Here is a 19,647-nt window from a genome sequence, read left to right as displayed (position 1 = left end):
CTCAAGCGATAGACGAAAAGACGCCCCCGCGTCATACCAGCGCGGGGGCGTCTTGTCGTGAGGCTATGGTCTCGCCTCAGGCTGCCTGGTTCACTCCGCTACCTTGACCGTCGCTTCCAGGCCCCCGGTCAGAGTCATGCGAAGCCTGGCGCCACGGGGTAACTCACCCACTCCTTCGGGCGTACCGGTGAGGATCACATCACCCGGCTGCAGGGTGAAATGTCGGCTCATCTCCGCTACCAGTGTCGGGACCGGGAACAGCATGTCCGAACCTTCGCCATGCTGTCGCAGCTCACCATCGATCTCCAGCTCGAAGGAGAGCGCATTCCAGTTCGGCACGCGGCTGAGCGGCAGGAAGTCGCTCAGCGGGCAGGCACCGTCGAAGCACTTGGCCACTTCCCAGGGGTGACCCTTCTCCTTGAGGCGCGTTTGTACGTCGCGCAGCGTCAAGTCCAGGCCAAGGCCGATACCGACGATGGCGCGCTCTGCCTCGTCCGACGTGGCATGGGATAGCTCCTCGCCGATAAGCAGCGCCAGCTCGATCTCGTAATGTACATCCCCGCGGGAAAAAGGAGGATCGAGCGGCTCGTCCAGGTTGACCACACTGGTGGCTGGCTTTATGAACAGCAGCGGCTCGCTGGGTACCGGGTTATCCAGCTCCCTGGCGTGGTCGGCATAGTTGCGACCAATACACACGACCTTTCCGAGCGGATGGGGAAACTCCTGACCATCGGTAAAACGTGGGACAAAGCGCATGGCGGGTCTTCTCCTTCTCAAATGCGTGCCGCTCTTCAATAACAAGCTAGACAGTCTACCCCACCAAGCGCCCTGTTCCACAATCCCCCAGGCTCGAGGAGGGCATCACTGCTCCGGCGACCACGCTTCGTCCGGAGCATGGGCCAGGAAGCTTGGCCGTCTGCGCCGGGCAGCGAAGGGTTCGACACACGCATTATCACGTCGATTGTAGACGAAGAAGATATTGCTGCGCGGATCCGGCGACATGTTGGCATTCGATCCATGCAGTGTATTGCAGTCGAACAGCAGCAGGCCACCGGCGGCGCCTGTCGGTGCCTCGATGCCGTTTCGCTCGACCAGTTGCCTGAGCGCATCGCGCCTCGCCACGCCGAACTCCTGACGCTTCAGTGACTGCTTGTGGTGATCATCGGGCGTCTTGCCAAGGCATGGCACATAGATCTTGTGTGAGCCGGGTATCAGCATCAGCGGTCCATTGAAAGCATGGTTGTCGGTCAGCACGATGGAGGCGCTCACCGCATGCATGGAAGGCATGCCGTCCTCGGCGTGCCAGGTCTCGAAGTCGGAGTGCCAACTGAAGCCCTTGCCCTCGAAGCCAGGCTTGTAGTTGATACGCGACTGATGAACATAGGCGTCGCCGCCAAGAATCTGCCGGGCCCGGCCCATCAGCCGCTCATCGTGGGCCAGCTTCCGGAAGCGCTCGGAGAGGAAGTGGACGGCAAACAGCGAACGGATCTCGCGGCTGTCGGGCTCGGTGATGCTGAAATCGCGACCACGGAAGTCGTCGCGCCCCAGCAGCTCGTTCAGCTCCTCATACAGCGCCTCGAGCTCCTCTCCCCGGATGAAATTGGGCTCGAAGAGGAACCCCTTGCGGTCGAACTCATCGAGCTGCGCCTGGCTCAGTGGGCCATCCTCGGCACGCCCCTTGACCACTGCCTCCTGGCGGTCGAGCCAGGGCACATCGAGCGGCTCGCTCAGGCGAGTGGGGTAAGGATCCTGTATCCGGTTGGCAAAACCTGCTGCCTGGCCGAGAGCGGCTGACGCATCGGCAACGGTATAGTCGGTTGCCTGTTTCAACTTGCGGGTGGACGATGTCTGCACTGGCATCCCAATCACCTCCTGTGTATCCGTGACCAGTTTTCAGATTGAACTCGCCCCAACGGCACTGTCACCGTGGCGGGAGGCCCCAGGGGGACCTTGCATGGATGAATGTGGTGATCATCAGATGGGGATTCAAGGCCCGCGTAGCGAGTGTGTTTCCCGCTGCGCAGACACGAAAAAACCGCCTCGATGGACGGTTTCAAATAGCTGCAATTCGCTGATTTCCCGAATTCCCACCCGCTTCGGATGGTGCCGGCACCAGGAGTCGAACCCGGGACCTACTGATTACAAGTCAGTTGCTCTACCAACTGAGCTATGCCGGCTCGGGGCCGATCCAGGCGAACTGCAGAATCGGAAAAGCGTTGGCGTGGCTGGGGTACCAGGATTCGAACCTGGGAATGCCGATACCAAAAACCGGTGCCTTACCACTTGGCTATACCCCAGCAGTTTGGTGGCCAGAGACGGAATCGAACCGCCGACACGGGGATTTTCAATCCCCTGCTCTACCAACTGAGCTATCTGGCCGCTGCCAACGGTGCGTATTAAACAAGATACGGCCTTAGGCGTCAAGCCCTTCCGTTTCATGAAGATGGCGAAATGGCATCGGTGCCCGCCAGCTCACTGGTCCCGCGGCACGTAGCCCTCGGCCTGGTCGGTCTCGCGGTTGTCGAGGAAGCGCTCCATCTGGTCGTTCAGATACTTTCGTGACTCCGGATCGAGCATGTTCAGGTGCTTTTCGTTGATCAGGCGGGTCTGCAGCGCCTGCCACTCCTCCCAGGCCTTTTTAGAGACATTTTGCTGGATGTCCTGCCCCTTCTTGCCCGGCAGCGGCGGAAAGGGCAATGCTTCCAGCTCCTGCTGATACTTGCGGCAGAATACGGTACGGCTCATGGTGGCTCTCCCTGTTGTGGCTTGAACCCTGAATCTTCGGTGCTTGGGTCGTGGCGAGGCTCAGCTCGCCGGGGGCTCGAGTGAGAATGGCGACAGCGCCATCAGCAGTGACTTGACCGGCGCGGCCAGTCCGATGCTGGCAGGATTTCCCGGATCGTACCAGCAACGCGACTCGTCCACGGCGGAAGCGCCATGGCAATGGGCCAGCTGCGGCGTGATCTCCAGGCGAAAGTGGCTGAATACATGGATGAAGGGTGACCAGGCGCGGCCGAGCTCGGCATCCGGGGCGTGGCTGTCCAGCCAGGCCTCAAGCGACGCGATGTCGTCGAACTGGGGCAGCCCCCAGAGCCCGCCCCACAGGCCGCTGGAGGGGCGCTGCTCGAGCAGGACCCGCCCCTCTGGATCCTGCAGCAGCAGCATCCTGGTGGTGCGTGTAGGCAGCGCCTTCCTGGGCTTGGATTCGGGAAAGCGTCGCTCCTCGCCCCGACGGTGGGCCACGCAGACATCGGCGAAGGGGCAGGCCATGCAGTCGGGCTGTCCACGCCGACAAAGGGTTGCCCCGAAGTCCATCATCGCCTGGGTATAGTCGACCAGGCGCTCCTCTGGGGTGTAATGCTCGGCCAGGGCCCAGAGGCTGCGAGAAACGGCCGTTCTTCCCGGCCAACCCTCAACGGCGTGCAGCCGGGCCAGGCTGCGCTTGACGTTGCCGTCGAGAATGACTGCCCGCCGGCCGCTGCTCTGGGCGATGATCGCACCCGCAGTGGAGCGACCGATGCCCGGGAGCGCGGATAGCGCCTCCAGGTCCAGCGGCAGCTCGCCGGCATGACGCTCGACGATCTCCCGGGCCGCCTTGTGCAGGTTGCGCCCACGGGCGTAATAGCCCAGTCCGGTCCAGAGATGCAGCACATCATCCTGCTCAGCCTCGGCCAGAGTGGCAACATCAGGAAAACATGTCATGAAACGCTCGAAATACGGAATCACCGTGGCAACCTGGGTCTGCTGCAGCATGATCTCCGATACCCAGACCCGATAGGGCGAGCGCTCCTCCTGCCAGGGCAGATCATGCCGGCCATGACGGTCGAACCAGGCCAGCAGGCGGCGCTGGAATGCTTCCGGGGAAAGAACCGGCGTCGGCATTTCTGTCATCGGCAAAGCTCACCCCGAACAAAAACAATGCGATAAAACGACACGAAAAAAAGCGCCGACTGGGGGAAGTCGGCGCAGAAACTGACTTGCTTGATGCTCAATTGAATAGACCACGCAGGGCTTCTCGAAGTTCCTTGCCATCTTCACCCAGGCGCTCTTCGAGACGTTCCAGCGGCCGCTCCAACCGGCGCTCAATCTCACCGCCGGCACGGCGAGAGACTTCATCACGCAGCAGCTCGACCAGGGTGGCTTGAAAGGCGTTGCGATCGAAACGACACCATTCGCCACTATCGCCGCCAAGTTCGCCGGTGCAGCGAACCGGCAGGGGGACCCGCTCCAGGCGCGGATTCACCGAGCAGGCTGCCTCGGCAGCATCGACGAAACGTGCCGCAGCTCGCAGGTCGAAGCGTTCGGTTGCCAGATCCAGTTCCCCCTCACCATCCAGGTTGATCCCGGGGATGGTGACCAGAATGCTCTCGCTGCGAGCAACGCCATCACTGATGCGCAAGCTGGCCTCGGCCCGCTCGAAGCGAGTGTCATCGCTCCAGTCACGGTTCAGCTCCTTGCCCTCGACCATGGCAGCCAGGGTACACAGCTCCTCGGAGATATTGACGTCGAGTACCGCCCCCTCGTCGATGTGGCCGCTCAGGCGCCCGTTCAGGCTACGCTTGAGTGCGGGCAAGGTGTTGTAACGCGCTTCCAGTCCACCCTCCAGGGAGAGGCGCCCACGCAGCGGCGCCGACGAGTCGTCCCCGGCAAGCGCCTGGATCATCGGCTCCAGGCGCACCCGGGAGAGCTCGGGAGACAACTGCCAGCGTATCGGGTCACGCGCCAGGTCAAGCTCGCCACTCGCCGTCAGCTCGCCACCATAGAGCTTGGCGCTGATCCGCTCCAGGCGATGGCGACCGTCGCTGCCTGACAGCGTCAGGTCAACGTCGGTGAAGTCGAGCCCACCCAGCTTCAGGCGCTCGAGCTCGAGGGCAGCATCCAGGGTCAGATCAGCGAGCCACTCCACGGGAATCAGCGGCGAGGCTTCATCGGCATGGGCCTGGCGGATACCGAAGAAACCGCGCAGGGACGCGCTCTGTTCCGCAGCATTCGGTGGCGGCAGGTAATTGTCCAGGTTCAGGGTATCACCCTGCAGCGCCAGTTTGAGCGCACGCCCATCGAAGCCCATGCCCAGCCGACCGGTAAAGGTGCTGTCATCAAGGACTAGTGTCAGACCAGAAAGCTCGGCCTGGGTCAGGTCACCCCGTATGGGACTGGTCAGTGCCACGTCCGAGAGCGCACGGGAGCCGGCCATGTCGGGCAACTGATCAATGCGCGTCAGCCAGGGGCGAAGCGACAGGGGTGCCAGACTGACCTGCCCGCTGTAGGAAGGTGCCTCGTCGAGCCCGGCCAGGTTGAGGTTACCGCTAAGCCGAAGGTCATCGGGGCCGGTAAGCAACAGATCACGCAATTGCGCCGTACTCTCCGCCAGATCCGCCTCCATGGCGAAGGCCAACACCAATGGGACGGCCGACTCCCCCAGCCGGGGATGCTGTACGCTGCCTTCCAGACGCCCCTCCTGCAGCTGCATGCGCTGGCGTGACAGGTCCAATACCAGTTGCTGTCCGGTCAGGTCCGCCTGCTGGCGGCCTTCTACACCCCCGAAACGCGTCGCCGTGCTCAGCCTCAAGCCCTCCATGACATAGCGCCGCTCGGCGAGAGCCAGGCTTGTCCGGCCCTCGAGGGAAATCGTGCTGGCCAGCCGCGGTGTTCGCTCGAGCTCGCGCCAATCCAGCGTGCCGTACGAAGTCAGGCTGAAGGAGGTCTTGAGGGGAAAAGCGCGCTCCGGGTTGACGTTGGTGCCGGAAAGGGCGACCTCATCGAGCAACCACTCACTCTCGCTGGCCAGGTCACGGTAGCGTACGGCACCGTTGCGAACCTGGACATTGGCGATATTGAGCGCCACGGCAAGGTTGCTGCTTTCCAGGCTAGGCCCGGCACTGGCGGGGGCCAGTGCCGACTCGGCCCCTTCACGCCGCTCATCCAGGCGCTGGAGCAACGGCTCCCAGTTGCCCTGCCCTTGCTCGTCGCGCACCAGCCGAAGCTGCATGCCATCCAGGGACAGGCCTTCGATGGCGATTTCTCCACGCAGCAGGGGGGCAAAGGCCAGGCTCACCTCGGCCTTGTCGAAGGCCAGGAAGGGAGGCGCATCCGGCGCCTGCTCTGGCAAGTGGCTTTCCACACGCTCCACGCTGACCCCCAGCCGCGGGTAGAAGGACCAGGTCAGTGGCCCGTTCAGCGTCAGCTCCATGCCGCTGTGCTCGCGCACCACCTCGATCAGCCGTGGCTTGAAGTCCTCCGGGTCGAGGAAGGTAGTGACGTAGACGACGGCGGCCACCACCGCCACGCCCAATACGCCAATGGCCGCCAGCAGGGTTTGCAAGAGTCGCTTCATGGTTTACCGCCTCCTTGCAGCGGTGGAGCCAGTTCAAAGTAGTTTCCGGCTGCATGCAGGCGATAACCAAGCCGGGAAAGCAGCAGTTGATCGGCCATCGGCAGCTGGGAGGCTGGCGCACGCAGGTCAAGCCCCCGGTCCGCTGCGGCGCTGCTGACCAGCGCCAGCAGGCGGGAACCGACACCGCGCCTTCGGGTGGTCTTGCGCACGCAGAGCTCCGAGAGCCACCAGGCTTCGGCATCGGCACTCACGGCAACGGCACCCAGCAGTCGATCATTGAAGCGTGCGCAGCCGAAGAAATGGCCAGCCTCGAGGTGATGCTGGATGAAGTCATCCACCGGTGCGGAGAGGCGCGCAGCCGGCGCGTCGGCGTAAATGCGCTGCAGGTCTTGCCGGGCCTGCGCATCCAACGCCCAGGCGGCGTGATCGACGATATGAAGCGTAACCGGCATGGTGGTCTCCCTGGGCCGCGGCGCTGGGCCGCCGCTATGATGGGCGCATTGTAGCGGATGGGGGGCTCGATTCTCTATAATGAACGGCCCCATGATGGCAAGCACCGTCCTTGCCTGCCCGGTAGCCGTTCAGTCAGGGGTTTCCGGGGCCACCCATGCCGACGCGCCAAAGCGCGGGAGAGAGTCCGACATGTCCGAGCGTATCGCCACGGTAACCCGTGACACCCAGGAAACCCAGATCACGGTAACCGTCAATCTCGATGGCGAAGGCCGGCTGGCCTGCGAGACCGGCGTCCCCTTCCTCGACCACATGCTCGACCAGGTAGCGCGCCACGGCGTGCTCGACCTGGACATCAAGGCCGTAGGCGATCTACATATCGATGACCATCATACCGTAGAGGATCTCGGCATCACGCTAGGCCAGGCATTTGCAGAGGCGGTCGGCGACAAGCGCGGCATCCGGCGCTATGGCCATGCCTATGTACCGCTGGACGAGGCGCTCTCCCGTGTCGTGATAGACTTCTCCGGTCGCCCCGGGTTGTTCATGGACGTGGAATTCACCCGCGCCACCATTGGACGCCTGGATACCCAGCTGTTCTGGGAGTTCTTCCAGGGGTTCGTCAATCATGCCCGGGTCACGCTGCATATCGACAACCTGAAGGGCTTCAATGCCCACCATCAGGCGGAAACCATCTTCAAGGCCTTCGGCCGTGCATTGCGCATGGCCGTTGAGCCGGACCCGCGCATGGCCGGCCAGATGCCGTCCACCAAGGGCTGCCTGTAGTGCCGACGACCGAAAACTGAGGAGCCTTCATGACCATTGCCGTCATCGACTACGGGATGGGCAATCTGCATTCGGTTGCCAAAGCCCTTGAGCATGTCACCCACGAGCATGTGATCATCACCCGCGACCCTCGCTGCATTCATGGCGCTACTCGTCTGGTGCTGCCGGGCCAGGGTGCCATTCGCGACTGCATGAGCGAACTGGAAAAGACCGAGCTGCGCGGCCTGGTGCTGGAGCTGTTGGCCAACCAGAGCAAGCCGCTGCTGGGCATCTGTGTCGGACAGCAGATGCTGCTCGATTACAGCGAGGAGAACGGCGGGATCGCCTGCCTGGGTTTTCTCTCCGGCGAGGTGAGACACTTCCCCACGGATATGCGTGATGCCAACGAGCAGCGTCTCAAGGTGCCTCACATGGGCTGGAACCTGGTACATCAGCATCATGATCACCCGCTCTGGAACGGCATCGACCAGGACGAGCACTTCTATTTCGTGCATAGCTATTATGCCGAGGCCAGCGACGATGCCACGGTGTTCGGCACCACCGAATATGGCCATATCAATGCCCATGTGGCCATCGGCCGAGATGCTACTTTTGCCGTCCAGTTTCACCCGGAGAAGAGCTCCCGGGCAGGGCTCAAGCTACTGGAAAACTTCATCAATTGGGCCCCCTGAAGCCCGAGCCGCTCTTTTCTAGGCCCCCGACGCCGCGCCTGCACAGGCGCCCGGGCCCATGCCCACCGAGGACAATGACATGCTGGTAATACCCGCCATCGATCTCAAGGACGGCAAGTGCGTGCGACTGAAGCAGGGCCGCATGGATGACGCCACCACCTACGGCGACGACCCCGTGGCCATGGCTGCGCGCTGGGTCGAGGCCGGCGCACGCCGCCTGCATCTGGTCGACCTGAATGGTGCCTTCGAGGGCAGGCCGATCAACGGCGAGGCCGTGACAGCCATTGCAAGACGCTGGCCGGAGCTGCCGATCCAGATCGGCGGTGGCATCCGCTCCGCCGATACCATCGAGCACTACCTCTCCGCCGGGGTCTCCTACGTGATCATCGGTACCAAGGCAGTCAAGGAGCCCGCCTTCGTCGGCGAGATGTGTCGCGCCTTCCCCGGCCATGTCATCGTCGGCCTCGATGCCCGTGACGGCTACGTCGCCACCGACGGCTGGGCCGAAGTCTCCAGCGTCAAGGCCACCGACCTGGCCAAGCGCTTCGCCGACGACGGGGTCTCCAGCATCGTCTACACCGACATCGCCCGCGACGGGATGATGAATGGCGTCAATGTCGAGGCCACCGCCCAGCTGGCCCGTGAGGGGGGCCTTCCGGTTATCGCTTCCGGCGGCGTCACGAATCTCGACGATCTGCGCGCACTGGTAGCGGCCGGCGAACCGGGCATACTGGGCGCCATCACCGGTCGCGCCATCTACGAAGGCTCGCTGGACGTCGCCACGGGCCAGCGGCTATGCGATGAACTGACTGCAGGGCTCGACCGAGCCGGGAGCTGAACAGATGGGTCTTTCCAAGCGTATCATCCCCTGTCTCGACGTCGATGCCGGCCGCGTGGTCAAGGGTGTGAACTTCATCGGCATCCGCGATGCCGGCGACCCGGTGGAGATCGCCCAGCGCTATAACCTCCAGGGCGCCGACGAGATCACCTTTCTCGACATCACGGCGAGCCACGAGGACCGCGACACCACCGTCGAAATGGTCGAACGCATCGCCGGCGAGGTATTCATCCCGCTGACCGTGGGCGGCGGCATCCGCACCTGCGACGACATTCGCACCATGCTCAATGCCGGCGCCGACAAGGTGTCGATCAACACCGCTGCGGTGAACAACCCGGAATTCGTGCGCGAGGCCGCCGACCGCTTCGGCAGCCAGTGTATCGTGGTGGCCATCGATGCCAAGCGGGTCTCCGGTGAAGGCGAGCCGCCCCGCTGGGAAATTTTCACCCACGGTGGCCGCCGCCCTACCGGGCTCGATGCCGTGGAGTGGGCGAAGAAGATGGTAGCGTACGGTGCCGGTGAGCTGTTGCTGACCAGCATGGATCGTGACGGCACCAAGTCGGGCTTCGACCTGGGCGTGACGCATGCCATCAGCGAGGCGGTGACCGTGCCGGTCATCGCCTCAGGCGGTGTCGGCACACTGGACCACCTGGTGGAAGGGGTGTTGGAGGGTGGTGCCGATGCGGTACTGGCTGCCAGCATCTTCCACTTTGGCGAATACACCATTCCCGAGGCCAAGCGCTACATGGCCGAGCGCGGAATCGAGATGCGGCTTTAACCGAAAGCTGCTGGAGAGTGATTGTGATACCGGCATGGACGAAGACTCGCCGGCTGGTCGGCGCTTGCCTGGCGCTGGCCCTCCTGCTTCCCTCAAAGGCAGTCATGTCAGAACAGCAGCCGAACTGGCCGCCACAGCGGGAGGTCAGCCATGTGCTGCTGCAGACCAGCCTCTATACCCGCCACTTCAACCCCCAACCCGACCACAACAACCATCAGGAGCTGATCAGCCTGGAGCTGCACAACCCCCAGCGCTGGCTGGTCGGGGGCGCCCGCTTCCTTAATTCCTTCGATCAGGAAGCCATCTATCTTTATGCCGGCCGCGAATTTCCCTTTTGGGAGCCCAGCGACAATGTAACCGTACGCGCCAAGCTTACCGCCGGGATCCTGCATGGTTACCGCGGCGAGTATCAGGACAACATCCCCTTCAATCGCTATGGAACGGCGCCCGCCGCCCTGCCTAGCCTGGGGGTGCAGTGGGGCCGCTTCGAAGCCGACCTGATCGTCTTTGGCACCGCCGGTGCCATGATCCTCGGCGGTATCCGCTTTTAGCGAAAGCGGGCTGAGCCTAGCCCGCTTCGAGCCCTAGATTGCTCACACCTTCGTTACGCCCTAGCCGACGCAGCGCCTTGAGAGCCTCTCGGTCGAGACTTTCCTCGGCCGCCTCCAGTACCGCATCCTGAAAGTCGATCTCGTCCGCCATCAGCGGGTGCTCCCGAATGCGGACCGCCAGGCGCTGGGCGTCTTCCTCTCCTTCGGTCAGTTCGATGAAGGCACGCACACCGCCCTTGGAGACACGGCTGACCTCCAGCACCGCATCGGGGGCCTCGCCGCGCAGGGTATCCAGCAACGCCGACAGTGCCACCACCGCCTCCACCGCCCGGCGGACCCCGAAGCTATCGTCTGTCGCCGTCGGCTCCAGTTCGGCCAGCTTCTCGGCCTGGCGGTCGAAGTCGATGCGCGCCTCCTTGACCGCCAGCTGTTCCCATACCAGGTCAAGAATCGCCCTCAGGCCGGCAGGGTTGCCTTCACCGGTCGTCTGGGCATAGAGCCCGTAGTTGGGTAGCAGCCGCTCGCACAGCGCCGCCATGAAGGCTTGCTGCTGACGCGGCGAAAGGGCCTGAAGGCGCTGATGAAAGCCACCGGTGGGCTGACTCATGGATTCTCTCCGGAAAATAAGGGTCTGAGGGTGAGCGCAAGGAGCGACAGGGGGATCATGGCCACAGGATCTCGCTGGCAACCCGCCCACCGCCATCGAACAGCACGCCTTCGGAAACCAGTCGTGCGCGCTGTTCGACGGCACCAGGGTGATCAGCCAGACGACGCGACGCCGTGATCACGCGAAACCAGGGCAGGTCGTGTCCTTCAGGAAGATCCCGCAGCGCCCTGGCCACCAGCCGTGGCGTGCCACCGTCGGTCATCGCCGCGATGCGGCCATAGGTGGTGACACGGCCTGCCGGTATCTCGGCGATGATCGTCAGTATCTGTTCCCGCAGCGCCGGCTTCATGTACTCTTGCGCCCCCTGTCATGTTTCGTTTTCCATCGATGGCGAGGTTCCCATGCATCTACACCTGCTTCAACACAGCCCGCACCACGGCCCCGCCCGCATCGCCGACTGGCTGGACAGCATGGGTCACAGCCATACGGTGTTCCACCTGCACGCCGGCGAGGCGCCCCCCGACCTGGCCGACTGCGATGCCCTGATCGTGCTCGATGGCGCCATGGATATCGAGGACGTCGCGACCCACCCCTGGCTCAAGCGCGAGCGAAAACTGATCGCCCGGGCACTGGATGGCAACAAGCCCCTGCTGGGCATCGGCATGGGGGCCAGGCTGATCGCTGCGGAGCTGGGCGCCACGGTGGGTCGGGGCACCTTTGCCGAAGTTGGCTGGCACGAGGTGACGCTGGCGCCAGAGAGCCCTTTCGACCTGCCGGAACAGTTCACCGCCTTCATGTGGCATGGCGATGTCTTCGCCCTGCCCGACGACGCCCTGCCACTGGGCGGCAGCCCGGTCAGCCCCGTTCAGGGCTTCGCCTGGGATGCGGGTAGAGCCCTTGGCCTGCTGTGCCATATCGAGGTGACCCGCGCCGGCGTGGCCGAGCTGCTGGACTGCGAGGAGCGGCCGAAAGGCAGCGACGCGAGCCCTCACGTGCAGGCTCGCGAGGCGATCCTGGCCGATACGGCCCGTTTCGACCGGCTGGCACCACTGCTCGATCGCCTGCTCAGTCAATGGTTGCGGAGTACACCTGCCTGAGCGGGGGTCAGGCTGGCTGCAGCCGCTCCGGGTCATGTCGCGGCGCTTCGGCCGACCAGGAGCGCGCAGCCGCCAGGCAGCTATCCCAGTCGCCCACGTGCAGGAACCGCTGGGGATCGCGCCGCTCGAGCTGATAGCGGTACATGGGGTCGTAGTATTCCGTCAGCAGCGGCGCCAGCCACGCCTCATGGGCCTGGGTGTTACCGCGCTCGTGCTCGCGAAAGGCCAGGGCCTGAAGCCTGGCGATACGTGCTAGGCGAGCACTGCCCAGCCGTTTTCTCAGCCGCGACAGGGCGGTGGCGAGCTGCTTGCGCATCAGCGTCCAGCCCAGCCATTCACCGCACTGGTGGCGGTAGATAGCCCAGAGGTCATCGATGTAGTCCTTCTGGATCTGGCCGATACGCCAGTCCAGCGGCATCTCCACGCGGATGCGAGGCGCCTGTTCCATGGCTCGCCAGAAGGCAAGCGGTACGCTGGCCGCGCCGATCTGGCGTGACTCGTCCTCCACCACCAGCGGGCCGTCAAGCGACAGCAGGCGCAGCCCCATGGCGTGTTCGAAATCGATCTGAGAGGGTGCCGGCAGCGGGTGGCGGCCAAAGGCGGAGCCCTTGTGCCGGGCGCAGCCCTCCAGGTCCAGGCCGTTGGGCAGCCGCTGGATCAGCGCCGTCTTGGCACAGCCGGTGAGCCCACCGACCACCAGCAACGGCTGCTCGGCGGCGGCGTCGATGCGTGCACACAGCCCCTGCCGCATGGCCTTCCAGCCGCCGCGGATACGAGGCCGCTCAAACCCCACGTCGGCCAGCCACTGCTGGGCAATCTGCGAACGCAGTCCACCGCGAAAACAGTAGACGATGGCCTCGGGCTGCGCTTGCAGCAGTGAGTGCCAGGCCGTCACCCGAGCCGCCTTGATGCCGCCGCTGACCAGCCGCTGGCCGAGCTCGATGGCCGCCTGCTGGCCGCGCTCCTTGTATTCGATCCCGACCAGATGGCGCTCCTCGTCATCCATCAACGGCAGGTTGACCGCGCCGGGCAGACCGCCCTGGGCGAACTCGACCGGCGCACGCACATCGATCAGCACGCGCCCCTCGCGCAGCAGGCTGAGATCGGGTTCAACCAGCGGCAAGCTCATCCGCGCACCTCTATCAGCGCCGCACCTCCGGCCGGGATGATCTCGCCAAACGGCACCAGCTCGATGCCATGGGCACGACCGATACGCTCCACGTCATCCTCCCAGGAGGGGTGGACCGAGATCAGCAGGCCGCCTGAGGTCTGGGGATCACAGAGCCACTGCCAGTGGGGCTCATCCATCTCCTTGAGTGCGGCCCCCAGGGCCTCACGGTTGCGATGGGTACCGCCCGGCACGGCGCCACGCCGACGATACGCCTCGGCCTCGGCCAGCCGCGGCAGGCGCCGGAAGTCGATCCGCGCCGCCACACCGCTGGCGGTGCATACTTCGGAAAGGTGACCGGCCAGGCCGAAGCCGGTCACGTCGGTCATGGCGTGCACGCCCTTCACCTTGGCGAGGTCGATGCCGATCTGATTGGCTTTCAGCATGGTCTCCCGGGCCAGCGTCTGGTGCCCGGACTCAAGCAGCCCCTGCTTCTCTGCCGTGGTCAGAAACCCCACCCCCAGCGGCTTGGTCAGGAACAGCAGGTCGCCGACCTGCGCGCCCTTGTTGAGCTTCAGGTGCTCGAGGTCCACCAGCCCATTGACCGCCAGGCCAAAGATCGGCTCGGGGGCGTCGATGGAGTGGCCACCAGCCAGGGCAAGGCCGAGCTCGCGGCATACCGACTGGGCACCGGCCACCACGTCGCCGGCGATCTCCGGCCCCAGCTTGTCCAGCGGCCAGCCGAGAATCCCCAGGGCCAGTACCGGCGTGCCGCCCATGGCATAGACATCGCTGATGGCATTGGTGGCGGCGATACGCCCGAAGTCGAAGGGGTCGTCGACGATGGGCATGAAGAAGTCGGTGGTGGCAATCATGCCGCGGCCATCACCCAGGTCGTAGACGGCAGCATCCTCACGCCCCTGATTACCGACGAGCAGGCCCTTGTGGCCGGCACCCGGGCCAGCCTTGGCCAGGATGCTGTCGAGTACGTCAGGGGCGATCTTGCAGCCGCATCCAGCGCCATGGCTGTACTGGGTCAGGCGGATTGCACTCATCTCGTTCTCCTTGGCAGTTCATGACAACCATTCTATATCAGTGAGGCCCCGTTGCCTTACAGGGCCTCCAGGGCATCGGTCAGCTTGTCCACGGCAACCACCTCCATGCCTGCCGGGGCGCGCTTTGGCGCGTTGCCCCTGGGCACGATGGCCCGGGTGAAACCGTGCTTTGCCGCCTCGACGATGCGCTCCTGCCCGCTGGGCACCGGGCGAATCTCGCCGGATAGCCCCACCTCCCCGAATACCACCAGCTCCCGCGGCAATGGGCGATTCTGCAGGCTGGAGACTACCGCCAGCAGCACCGCCAGATCCGCGCTGGTCTCCAGCACCTTAACCCCACCCACCACGTTGAGGAAGACGTCCTGGTCGCCGGTGAACAGGCCACCATGGCGATGCAGTACCGCCAGCAGCATGGCCAGGCGATTCTGGTCGAGGCCCACGGCAACCCGGCGCGGATTGCCCAGGGCCGACTCGTCGAGGAGCGCCTGCACCTCCACCAACAGTGGTCGTGTCCCTTCCCACACCACCATGACCAGGCTGCCCGAGGCCAGCGTCTCGCTGCGTGAAAGAAAGATGGCACTCGGGTTCTTCACTTCCTTGAGCCCGTGCTCGAGCATGGCGAACACGCCGAGCTCGTTGACCGCCCCGAAGCGATTCTTCTGTCCACGCAGGGTGCGAAAACGCGAATCGGCACCACCCTCGAGCAGCAGCGATGCATCGATCATGTGCTCGAGCACCTTGGGGCCTGCCAGCGATCCATCCTTGGTCACATGGCCCACCAGTAGCAGCACGGTATTGCTCTGCTTGGCGAAGCGAGTCAGGGCGGCGGCCGACTCTCGCACCTGCGCCACCCCACCCGGAGCCGAGGCGATATCCTCCAGATGCATGGTCTGGATCGAATCGATGACCAGTATCTCCGGGCGCTCGCGCTCAGCGACGGCCAGCACGGTTTCGACGCTGGTCTCTGCCAGCATCTTGAGACCACGGGTGGGCAGCTGAAGCCGGTGGGCCCGCATCGCCACCTGGGAAAGCGACTCCTCGCCGGTGACATAGAGCACCTGTCGGGACTGGGCCAGCTTGCAGGCGGTCTGAAGAAGCAGGGTCGACTTGCCGGCACCCGGATGCCCACCCAGCAGCACCGCCGAGCCGGGCACCAGGCCGCCACCCAGTACTCGGTCGAACTCCTCGAAAGTGGAGGAGAGCCTCGGCACCTCGGAAAGGTCGACATTGCCCAGATCCACCACTTCCCGAGAAAGGTTTCCCGCATAGCCGCTGCGACCGGTGGCACCCGACGTAGCCGCACCGGGGCGGGCGGCAGACAGCCTCACCTCAGTCAGCGTATTCCACTCCTGGCAGCTCGAGCACTGGCCCTGCCACTTGCTGTACTCCGCACCGCATTCGGTGCAAACAAAGGCGCTTTTCGCTTTGGCCATGCCGGCCCCTCTTCCAGTTGAGGCACCATTCTAACAGGCGCCCACCAGGCTGTGCCCGAACGCACGAAGGCGGCCCGCAAGGCCGCCTTCGGTTCAATCAAGCCAGGAGAGATTACAGACGCTGTAACTGCAAGGCTTCGTTGTTCTGGAACCGGCGCCGCTGGGGGTCGATCAGCTCCAGCGTTGTCTCGTCGATGCGCAGGAAGTAGTAGATCTGCCCTTCCCCATCGGGAGTCAGCTCGTAGACAGTGGCATCAGGATCGACCGCGGTACCGCTGAGCACCTCCCAGTTGCCAGCGTAATTCTCATCCGGTGGCTCCTGCGGGTGTTCGCGATAGCTGGCACGCAGTGTAAAGGTGCGCTCCTCCAGGGAGGCCTGCTCATCTCCCATGAGCCGCACATCCAGATCGATCCCTGCGCAGTTGCGGCAGGGCAGTGTGCCTTGGTAGGCCACTTCGGCGTCGTCCATCGCCGGGTCGGCACGATCATCCATCGGGCCGGCTGCACAACCGGCCAGTAAGGCCAGCATGGCCGAGCCAGCCAGCAGGGTCCTGATTTGCATTTTCTTACTCCTAACCTATGGGCTTGACGCCGTGAACTACGGCAGCCTGTCTCACAGCATAAACCCTCTCAGCTTCAGCAGACAGCCTCCGACTCGTAGGGTTCCCCGGGGATGCCTTCAACTGGCGCCAGGATAGACATGCATGAACACCAGAGCCAGGACGATGGGCATCACCACCAGGCTCCCCAGGTTACCGATCAACACCAGCGAAGCCACCTTGTGGGGCTCCTGCTTGTACTGCTCGGCCACCAGATAGTTGAGCACAGCCGGTGGCAAGGCGGCAAATACCCACAGCGACGCCGCTTGCAGACCGGTCAGCTCCAGCCACAGGATCATGGGCACAGCCAGGATCAGCCCAGAGAGCGGGCAGAGCAAGGCGCCGAGCAGCCCGGTCTTCCAGTCGCCGAAGTCGATATCCAGCATGCGCACCCCCAGCGCGAACAGCATCAGGGGGATGCAGACGCCTCCCAGCATATGCAGTGCCTCGAGCAGCCATCCCGGCAATGGCACTCCGCCCAGATTGAAGCCCAGGCCAGCGATGCTTGCCAGCACGATGGGCATACGCAGCAGTCGCCACAACGGTGTACGCGGGCTGAGAATATAGAGCCCCACGGAGAAGTGCAGCAGCATCTCGACGATGAACAGCACGACCGCCGCCGGCAGGGCCGCCTCACCGAAAGCCAGTACCAGCAGCGGGATCCCCATGTTGCCCGAGTTATTGAACATCATTGGTGGCAGGAACGTCTTCGGCTCCAGCTTCAGCAGCTTGGCCACCGGCCACAGCACTAGGCCGGAACCCAGCACCACCACAGCCGCCGCCAGTGCCAGCCCGGCATACTCCGCCAATGGGGCCTGCCGGTCCGCCAGGACGGCGAACACCAGCATCGGCACAAAGATTTCCATATTGAGGGTATTGAGGCTGCGGATATCCGGGGTGCGAAAGCGCCCATAGAGGGTGCCACAGCCTGCGATCAGGAATACCGGTAGCAGCGTGGCGATTATCTGTGCGGTCATCAAAGGGTTCCGGGTATTCGGTTTCGCTCAAGTGCGCCTAGGCTAGCACGTCAACGGCTTGCGCGGTCACGCCGCTCGGGTCAACATGGGCTAAAGTTTCACGTCATCTAGCCAAGCGAGCGAGCATGAGCCAGTTATGGAGTCCCGCCGTGCGCGAGCTGACCCCCTATGTACCGGGAGAGCAGCCACGGGAACGCCTGATCAAGTTGAACACCAACGAGAACCCCTATCCGCCGGCCCCAGGAGTCGAGGCGGTGCTGCGTGACTTCCCCGCCGACCATCTGCGCCTCTACCCGGACCCGGAGTCTCGTGCCTTGCGCCAGGCCCTGGCCCATGAGTACGGTGTCGAGCCCGAGCAGGTCTTCGTCGGTAACGGGTCCGATGAAGTTCTGGCGCTGGCTTTCCAGGCCTTCTTCTGTCACAACCGGCCCCTCGAGATGCCGGTCACCACCTACAGCTTCTATCCGGTCTATTGCCGACTGTATGGCATCGAGCGACGCCCCCTTCCGCTGGATAATCAGTGGCGCGTCGACCTCGAGGCTTTCACTTCTGATAGTGCCGGCGCCATCTTTGCCAACCCCAACGCACCGACTGCCCATGGCCACTGCCGTGATGCCATTGCATCACTGTTGGAGCGTATCACCGAGTGTGTCGTGCTGGTCGATGAAGCCTATGTCGACTTCGGCGGCGAAAGCGTCGTGCCGCTGGTAGCGAGCTATCCCAACCTGCTGGTAACAGGCACCTTTTCAAAATCACGCAGCCTGGCCGGTCTGCGCCTTGGCTATGCCATTGGCTCACGCGAGCTGATCGAAGGCCTCGAGCGGGTCAAGGACTCCTTCAACTCCTATCCCATCGACAGCCTGGCCAGTGCCATCGGTATCGCCGCGCTCGAGGACCGCAAGCACTTCGATGCCTGTCGGGGGAAGGTCATCGCGACGCGTGAACGCACCATACGGCGGCTGAATGAACTGGGCTTTGAAATACTGCCTTCCCAGGCCAATTTCGTACTAGTGGAGCATCCCGACTTCGATGCCGCCCAGCTCTTCGTCGGATTACGGGAGCGCGGCATTCTGGTGCGACATTTCAATACCGATGCGCTGCGTAATTTCCTGCGCATTTCCATCGGCACCGACGATGAGATGGATTCCCTGCTAGAGGCTCTGGAGATACTCTGCGGCTGAGAAGACAGTCGTTGACGTATATTCGCTGGCGCTCTCTTCAAGGGAGAGTCAGCGCCAGCGCGCCACTATGCGCTGATAATCGCCGCTCTCCTTGATGGCCTGAAACCCGGCGTCGAAATCGCGCAGCAGGCGTTCGGCGTCGGGGTTGGTCTTCAATCCAACCACATACTCTCTGCTGGCGCCGAATTCGGGTAATTTGTCGAACTGCCCCTGTAGCCCTATCTCCTTGAGCACATAGTCCCAGTTCGTTTCGTAGCCGGCAAACCCATCCAGACGCCCTCGCTGGAGCATACGAAAACCCTGCTCGATGCTATTGAGTGGATACTTCGATATCCCTTCCTGCTCGCCCCATTCATCCCCAAAGTTGTAGCCCCGGACCATACCGATAGTCATGCCATCCAGCGAAGCCAGGCCCTGCCACTCGATCTTTGTGCCCTGGTTTACGTAGACCAGGAAGGCAGCATCGTTGACCGGTGATTCCGAATAGGAAAAATAGCCCAATCGCTCCGTGTTCATACCCGTCGGGTAGAGCAGGTCGACGTTACCTTCTCTGACGCTCGCCATGGCGCGCGCCCAGTGCGTGATAACCAGCTCGATGGTGTAGCCCTGGGCATGAAAGCTTTCTCGCACGATATCCCAACTGTAGCCTTGAAAGCTGTCGGCATCGCTGCCGGGAGGCACCAACACCTCCGAGAATGGAGGGCCTCGGTTGTCTTTGTAGAAACCATAGGGGGGGTAATCGGAGAGTGTGGCGATCCGCACCGTTTTCTCTTCGGCTGCATAGGAGGCTGTCCCTCCCGCCCAGAAGAAAGCCAACAGACAGTATGTCGACAGGAAGAGACCTTGTAGCTGTTTCATAGCAACCCTCCCCCTAGTCACGATCTTGATTGCAGCATAACCACAAGCCTATCGCCGACTCATACCTTAACCTAACTTTGCCAAGTGTTACATATGAGCAAGTACCATGAAAAAACCCCAAGCACGGAATGCTTGGGGTTTTCTCAGAATAAATGCCTGACGATTACCCGGGCGGCGCTCCGCTACTCTCGCATGGGGGTGAGACCGCCCGGCCTTTCGCGGCACCGCCGCGAGGTCGGTCGAACGCCCCGAGCCGGCGAGGGGCCGGCCCGCGAAGCGGCCCCACATATAAAGAGCGGGTCTCCCCATGCCCATGAAAAAACC

21 protein-coding genes and 3 tRNA genes are annotated in these 19,647 nt (G+C 63.5%); 7 read left to right on the top strand and 17 right to left on the bottom strand.

All coding sequences use genetic code 11. The features are described from left to right. Positions 1 to 90 precede the first annotated feature (90 nt). The 9 genes from KZO25_RS18660 to KZO25_RS18620 form a co-directional block, all read right to left on the bottom strand. Complete coding sequence (locus KZO25_RS18660; protein ID WP_223138083.1) at positions 91 to 756, bottom strand: fumarylacetoacetate hydrolase family protein; 666 nt, start codon at positions 754 to 756, stop codon at positions 91 to 93. Positions 757 to 861: 105 nt separating this feature from the next. After that, positions 862 to 1,860 (bottom strand): ectoine hydroxylase, encoded by a 999-nt coding sequence (gene thpD, locus KZO25_RS18655; RefSeq protein WP_223138082.1) that lies wholly within the window; start codon positions 1,858 to 1,860, stop codon positions 862 to 864. Between the two features lie 241 nt (positions 1,861 to 2,101). Further along, positions 2,102 to 2,177 (bottom strand) — tRNA-Thr (locus KZO25_RS18650). Positions 2,178 to 2,222: 45 nt separating this feature from the next. Continuing rightward, a tRNA-Gln gene (locus KZO25_RS18645) sits at positions 2,223 to 2,297 on the bottom strand. A gap of 6 nt (positions 2,298 to 2,303) precedes the next feature. Further along, positions 2,304 to 2,379: transfer RNA gene (locus KZO25_RS18640), tRNA-Phe, on the bottom strand. Between the two features lie 93 nt (positions 2,380 to 2,472). Next, positions 2,473 to 2,745 carry an oxidative damage protection protein gene (locus tag KZO25_RS18635; RefSeq protein ID WP_066444760.1) on the bottom strand — a complete coding sequence of 91 codons (273 nt, stop codon included), beginning with the start codon at positions 2,743 to 2,745 and terminating at the stop codon, positions 2,473 to 2,475. Positions 2,746 to 2,805: 60 nt separating this feature from the next. Beyond that, positions 2,806 to 3,891 (bottom strand): A/G-specific adenine glycosylase, encoded by a 1,086-nt coding sequence (gene mutY / locus KZO25_RS18630; RefSeq protein WP_223138081.1) that lies wholly within the window; start codon positions 3,889 to 3,891, stop codon positions 2,806 to 2,808. 97 nt (positions 3,892 to 3,988) lie between these two features. Beyond that, positions 3,989 to 6,334 carry an AsmA family protein gene (locus KZO25_RS18625; RefSeq protein ID WP_223138080.1) on the bottom strand — a complete coding sequence of 782 codons (2,346 nt, stop codon included), beginning with the start codon at positions 6,332 to 6,334 and terminating at the stop codon, positions 3,989 to 3,991. Further along, complete coding sequence (locus tag KZO25_RS18620) at positions 6,331 to 6,786, bottom strand: acetyl-CoA sensor PanZ family protein (protein ID WP_066444753.1); 456 nt, start codon at positions 6,784 to 6,786, stop codon at positions 6,331 to 6,333. Before KZO25_RS18620 ends, KZO25_RS18625 begins: the two co-directional genes overlap by 4 nt. A gap of 190 nt (positions 6,787 to 6,976) precedes the next feature. On the opposite strand from KZO25_RS18620, the gene hisB reads away from it, so the two are divergent. The 5 genes from hisB (at position 6,977) to KZO25_RS18595 (ending at position 10,408) form a co-directional block, all read left to right on the top strand. Next, positions 6,977 to 7,570, top strand: a complete 594-nt coding sequence (gene hisB / locus KZO25_RS18615; protein WP_066444750.1) for an imidazoleglycerol-phosphate dehydratase HisB — start codon at positions 6,977 to 6,979, stop codon at positions 7,568 to 7,570. A gap of 29 nt (positions 7,571 to 7,599) precedes the next feature. After that, complete coding sequence (gene hisH / locus KZO25_RS18610; RefSeq protein WP_066444748.1) at positions 7,600 to 8,241, top strand: imidazole glycerol phosphate synthase subunit HisH; 642 nt, start codon at positions 7,600 to 7,602, stop codon at positions 8,239 to 8,241. Positions 8,242 to 8,320: 79 nt separating this feature from the next. Next, positions 8,321 to 9,079, top strand: coding sequence for a 1-(5-phosphoribosyl)-5-[(5-phosphoribosylamino)methylideneamino]imidazole-4-carboxamide isomerase (gene hisA, locus KZO25_RS18605; RefSeq protein ID WP_223138091.1), 759 nt, complete (start codon positions 8,321 to 8,323; stop codon positions 9,077 to 9,079). Between the two features lie 4 nt (positions 9,080 to 9,083). Further along, the gene (hisF, locus tag KZO25_RS18600) at positions 9,084 to 9,857 is read left to right on the top strand and encodes an imidazole glycerol phosphate synthase subunit HisF (RefSeq protein WP_066444747.1); all 774 of its coding nucleotides are present in this window, start codon (positions 9,084 to 9,086) and stop codon (positions 9,855 to 9,857) included. Between the two features lie 104 nt (positions 9,858 to 9,961). Beyond that, on the top strand, positions 9,962 to 10,408 hold the full coding sequence (locus KZO25_RS18595) for a hypothetical protein (protein WP_262489130.1): 447 nt from the start codon (positions 9,962 to 9,964) through the stop codon (positions 10,406 to 10,408). A 16-nt stretch (positions 10,409 to 10,424) separates the two neighbouring features. On the opposite strand, the gene KZO25_RS18590 is transcribed toward KZO25_RS18595, so the two are convergent. Beyond that, positions 10,425 to 11,015, bottom strand: a complete 591-nt coding sequence (locus KZO25_RS18590; protein WP_223138078.1) for a YjaG family protein — start codon at positions 11,013 to 11,015, stop codon at positions 10,425 to 10,427. A 55-nt stretch (positions 11,016 to 11,070) separates the two neighbouring features. Beyond that, positions 11,071 to 11,364 (bottom strand): MGMT family protein, encoded by a 294-nt coding sequence (locus KZO25_RS18585; RefSeq protein ID WP_066444744.1) that lies wholly within the window; start codon positions 11,362 to 11,364, stop codon positions 11,071 to 11,073. A 52-nt stretch (positions 11,365 to 11,416) separates the two neighbouring features. Here KZO25_RS18585 and KZO25_RS18580 point away from each other — a divergent pair, with 52 nt between their 5' ends. After that, entirely contained in the window at positions 11,417 to 12,112 is a 696-nt protein-coding gene (locus KZO25_RS18580) for a type 1 glutamine amidotransferase (protein WP_223138077.1), read from the top strand. A gap of 7 nt (positions 12,113 to 12,119) precedes the next feature. On the opposite strand, the gene mnmH is transcribed toward KZO25_RS18580, so the two are convergent. The 5 genes from mnmH to KZO25_RS18555 all read right to left on the bottom strand — a co-directional run bounded on the left by mnmH (position 12,120) and on the right by KZO25_RS18555 (position 17,284). Beyond that, positions 12,120 to 13,241: a tRNA 2-selenouridine(34) synthase MnmH gene (gene mnmH, locus KZO25_RS18575; protein ID WP_223138076.1), complete on the bottom strand. Its 1,122-nt coding sequence runs from the start codon at positions 13,239 to 13,241 to the stop codon at positions 12,120 to 12,122. After that, positions 13,238 to 14,275, bottom strand: a complete 1,038-nt coding sequence (gene selD, locus KZO25_RS18570) for a selenide, water dikinase SelD (RefSeq protein ID WP_223138075.1) — start codon at positions 14,273 to 14,275, stop codon at positions 13,238 to 13,240. Before selD ends, mnmH begins: the two co-directional genes overlap by 4 nt. Positions 14,276 to 14,331: 56 nt before the next feature. Beyond that, the gene (gene radA, locus KZO25_RS18565; protein ID WP_066444737.1) at positions 14,332 to 15,708 is read right to left on the bottom strand and encodes a DNA repair protein RadA; all 1,377 of its coding nucleotides are present in this window, start codon (positions 15,706 to 15,708) and stop codon (positions 14,332 to 14,334) included. A gap of 112 nt (positions 15,709 to 15,820) precedes the next feature. Further along, a complete protein-coding gene (locus tag KZO25_RS18560; RefSeq protein ID WP_066444735.1) occupies positions 15,821 to 16,270 on the bottom strand; it encodes a copper resistance protein NlpE N-terminal domain-containing protein in 450 nt (149 codons plus the stop codon). A gap of 117 nt (positions 16,271 to 16,387) precedes the next feature. After that, positions 16,388 to 17,284 (bottom strand): AEC family transporter, encoded by an 897-nt coding sequence (locus KZO25_RS18555; RefSeq protein ID WP_066444732.1) that lies wholly within the window; start codon positions 17,282 to 17,284, stop codon positions 16,388 to 16,390. A 125-nt stretch (positions 17,285 to 17,409) separates the two neighbouring features. Between KZO25_RS18555 and hisC the strand changes: the two genes are divergently transcribed. Then, positions 17,410 to 18,465, top strand: coding sequence for a histidinol-phosphate transaminase (gene hisC / locus KZO25_RS18550; protein WP_223138074.1), 1,056 nt, complete (start codon positions 17,410 to 17,412; stop codon positions 18,463 to 18,465). A 48-nt stretch (positions 18,466 to 18,513) separates the two neighbouring features. On the opposite strand, the gene KZO25_RS18545 is transcribed toward hisC, so the two are convergent. Beyond that, positions 18,514 to 19,323 (bottom strand): substrate-binding periplasmic protein, encoded by an 810-nt coding sequence (locus tag KZO25_RS18545; protein ID WP_223138073.1) that lies wholly within the window; start codon positions 19,321 to 19,323, stop codon positions 18,514 to 18,516. Positions 19,324 to 19,647 lie beyond the last annotated feature (324 nt).

Source organism: Halomonas sp. ANAO-440, assembly GCF_019915905.1.
GTDB lineage: Bacteria > Pseudomonadota > Gammaproteobacteria > Pseudomonadales > Halomonadaceae > Halomonas > Halomonas chromatireducens.
This window is presented reverse-complemented; position numbering and strand designations above follow the sequence as displayed.

Coding starts and splice junctions, on each gene's coding strand:
- hisA (WP_223138091.1), top strand. CDS start 8,321: ATGCTGGTAATACCCGCCATCGATCTCAAGGACGGCAAGTGCGTGCGA.
- hisB (WP_066444750.1), top strand. CDS start 6,977: ATGTCCGAGCGTATCGCCACGGTAACCCGTGACACCCAGGAAACCCAG.
- KZO25_RS18580 (WP_223138077.1), top strand. CDS start 11,417: ATGCATCTACACCTGCTTCAACACAGCCCGCACCACGGCCCCGCCCGC.
- KZO25_RS18555 (WP_066444732.1), bottom strand. CDS start 17,284: ATGACCGCACAGATAATCGCCACGCTGCTACCGGTATTCCTGATCGCA.
- KZO25_RS18545 (WP_223138073.1), bottom strand. CDS start 19,323: ATGAAACAGCTACAAGGTCTCTTCCTGTCGACATACTGTCTGTTGGCT.
- mutY (WP_223138081.1), bottom strand. CDS start 3,891: ATGACAGAAATGCCGACGCCGGTTCTTTCCCCGGAAGCATTCCAGCGC.
- mnmH (WP_223138076.1), bottom strand. CDS start 13,241: ATGAGCTTGCCGCTGGTTGAACCCGATCTCAGCCTGCTGCGCGAGGGG.
- KZO25_RS18635 (WP_066444760.1), bottom strand. CDS start 2,745: ATGAGCCGTACCGTATTCTGCCGCAAGTATCAGCAGGAGCTGGAAGCA.
- KZO25_RS18595 (WP_262489130.1), top strand. CDS start 9,962: ATGTCAGAACAGCAGCCGAACTGGCCGCCACAGCGGGAGGTCAGCCAT.
- hisH (WP_066444748.1), top strand. CDS start 7,600: ATGACCATTGCCGTCATCGACTACGGGATGGGCAATCTGCATTCGGTT.
- hisF (WP_066444747.1), top strand. CDS start 9,084: ATGGGTCTTTCCAAGCGTATCATCCCCTGTCTCGACGTCGATGCCGGC.
- KZO25_RS18620 (WP_066444753.1), bottom strand. CDS start 6,786: ATGCCGGTTACGCTTCATATCGTCGATCACGCCGCCTGGGCGTTGGAT.
- KZO25_RS18660 (WP_223138083.1), bottom strand. CDS start 756: ATGCGCTTTGTCCCACGTTTTACCGATGGTCAGGAGTTTCCCCATCCG.
- KZO25_RS18590 (WP_223138078.1), bottom strand. CDS start 11,015: ATGAGTCAGCCCACCGGTGGCTTTCATCAGCGCCTTCAGGCCCTTTCG.
- thpD (WP_223138082.1), bottom strand. CDS start 1,860: ATGCCAGTGCAGACATCGTCCACCCGCAAGTTGAAACAGGCAACCGAC.
- KZO25_RS18585 (WP_066444744.1), bottom strand. CDS start 11,364: ATGAAGCCGGCGCTGCGGGAACAGATACTGACGATCATCGCCGAGATA.
- KZO25_RS18560 (WP_066444735.1), bottom strand. CDS start 16,270: ATGCAAATCAGGACCCTGCTGGCTGGCTCGGCCATGCTGGCCTTACTG.
- hisC (WP_223138074.1), top strand. CDS start 17,410: ATGAGCCAGTTATGGAGTCCCGCCGTGCGCGAGCTGACCCCCTATGTA.
- KZO25_RS18625 (WP_223138080.1), bottom strand. CDS start 6,334: ATGAAGCGACTCTTGCAAACCCTGCTGGCGGCCATTGGCGTATTGGGC.
- selD (WP_223138075.1), bottom strand. CDS start 14,275: ATGAGTGCAATCCGCCTGACCCAGTACAGCCATGGCGCTGGATGCGGC.
- radA (WP_066444737.1), bottom strand. CDS start 15,708: ATGGCCAAAGCGAAAAGCGCCTTTGTTTGCACCGAATGCGGTGCGGAG.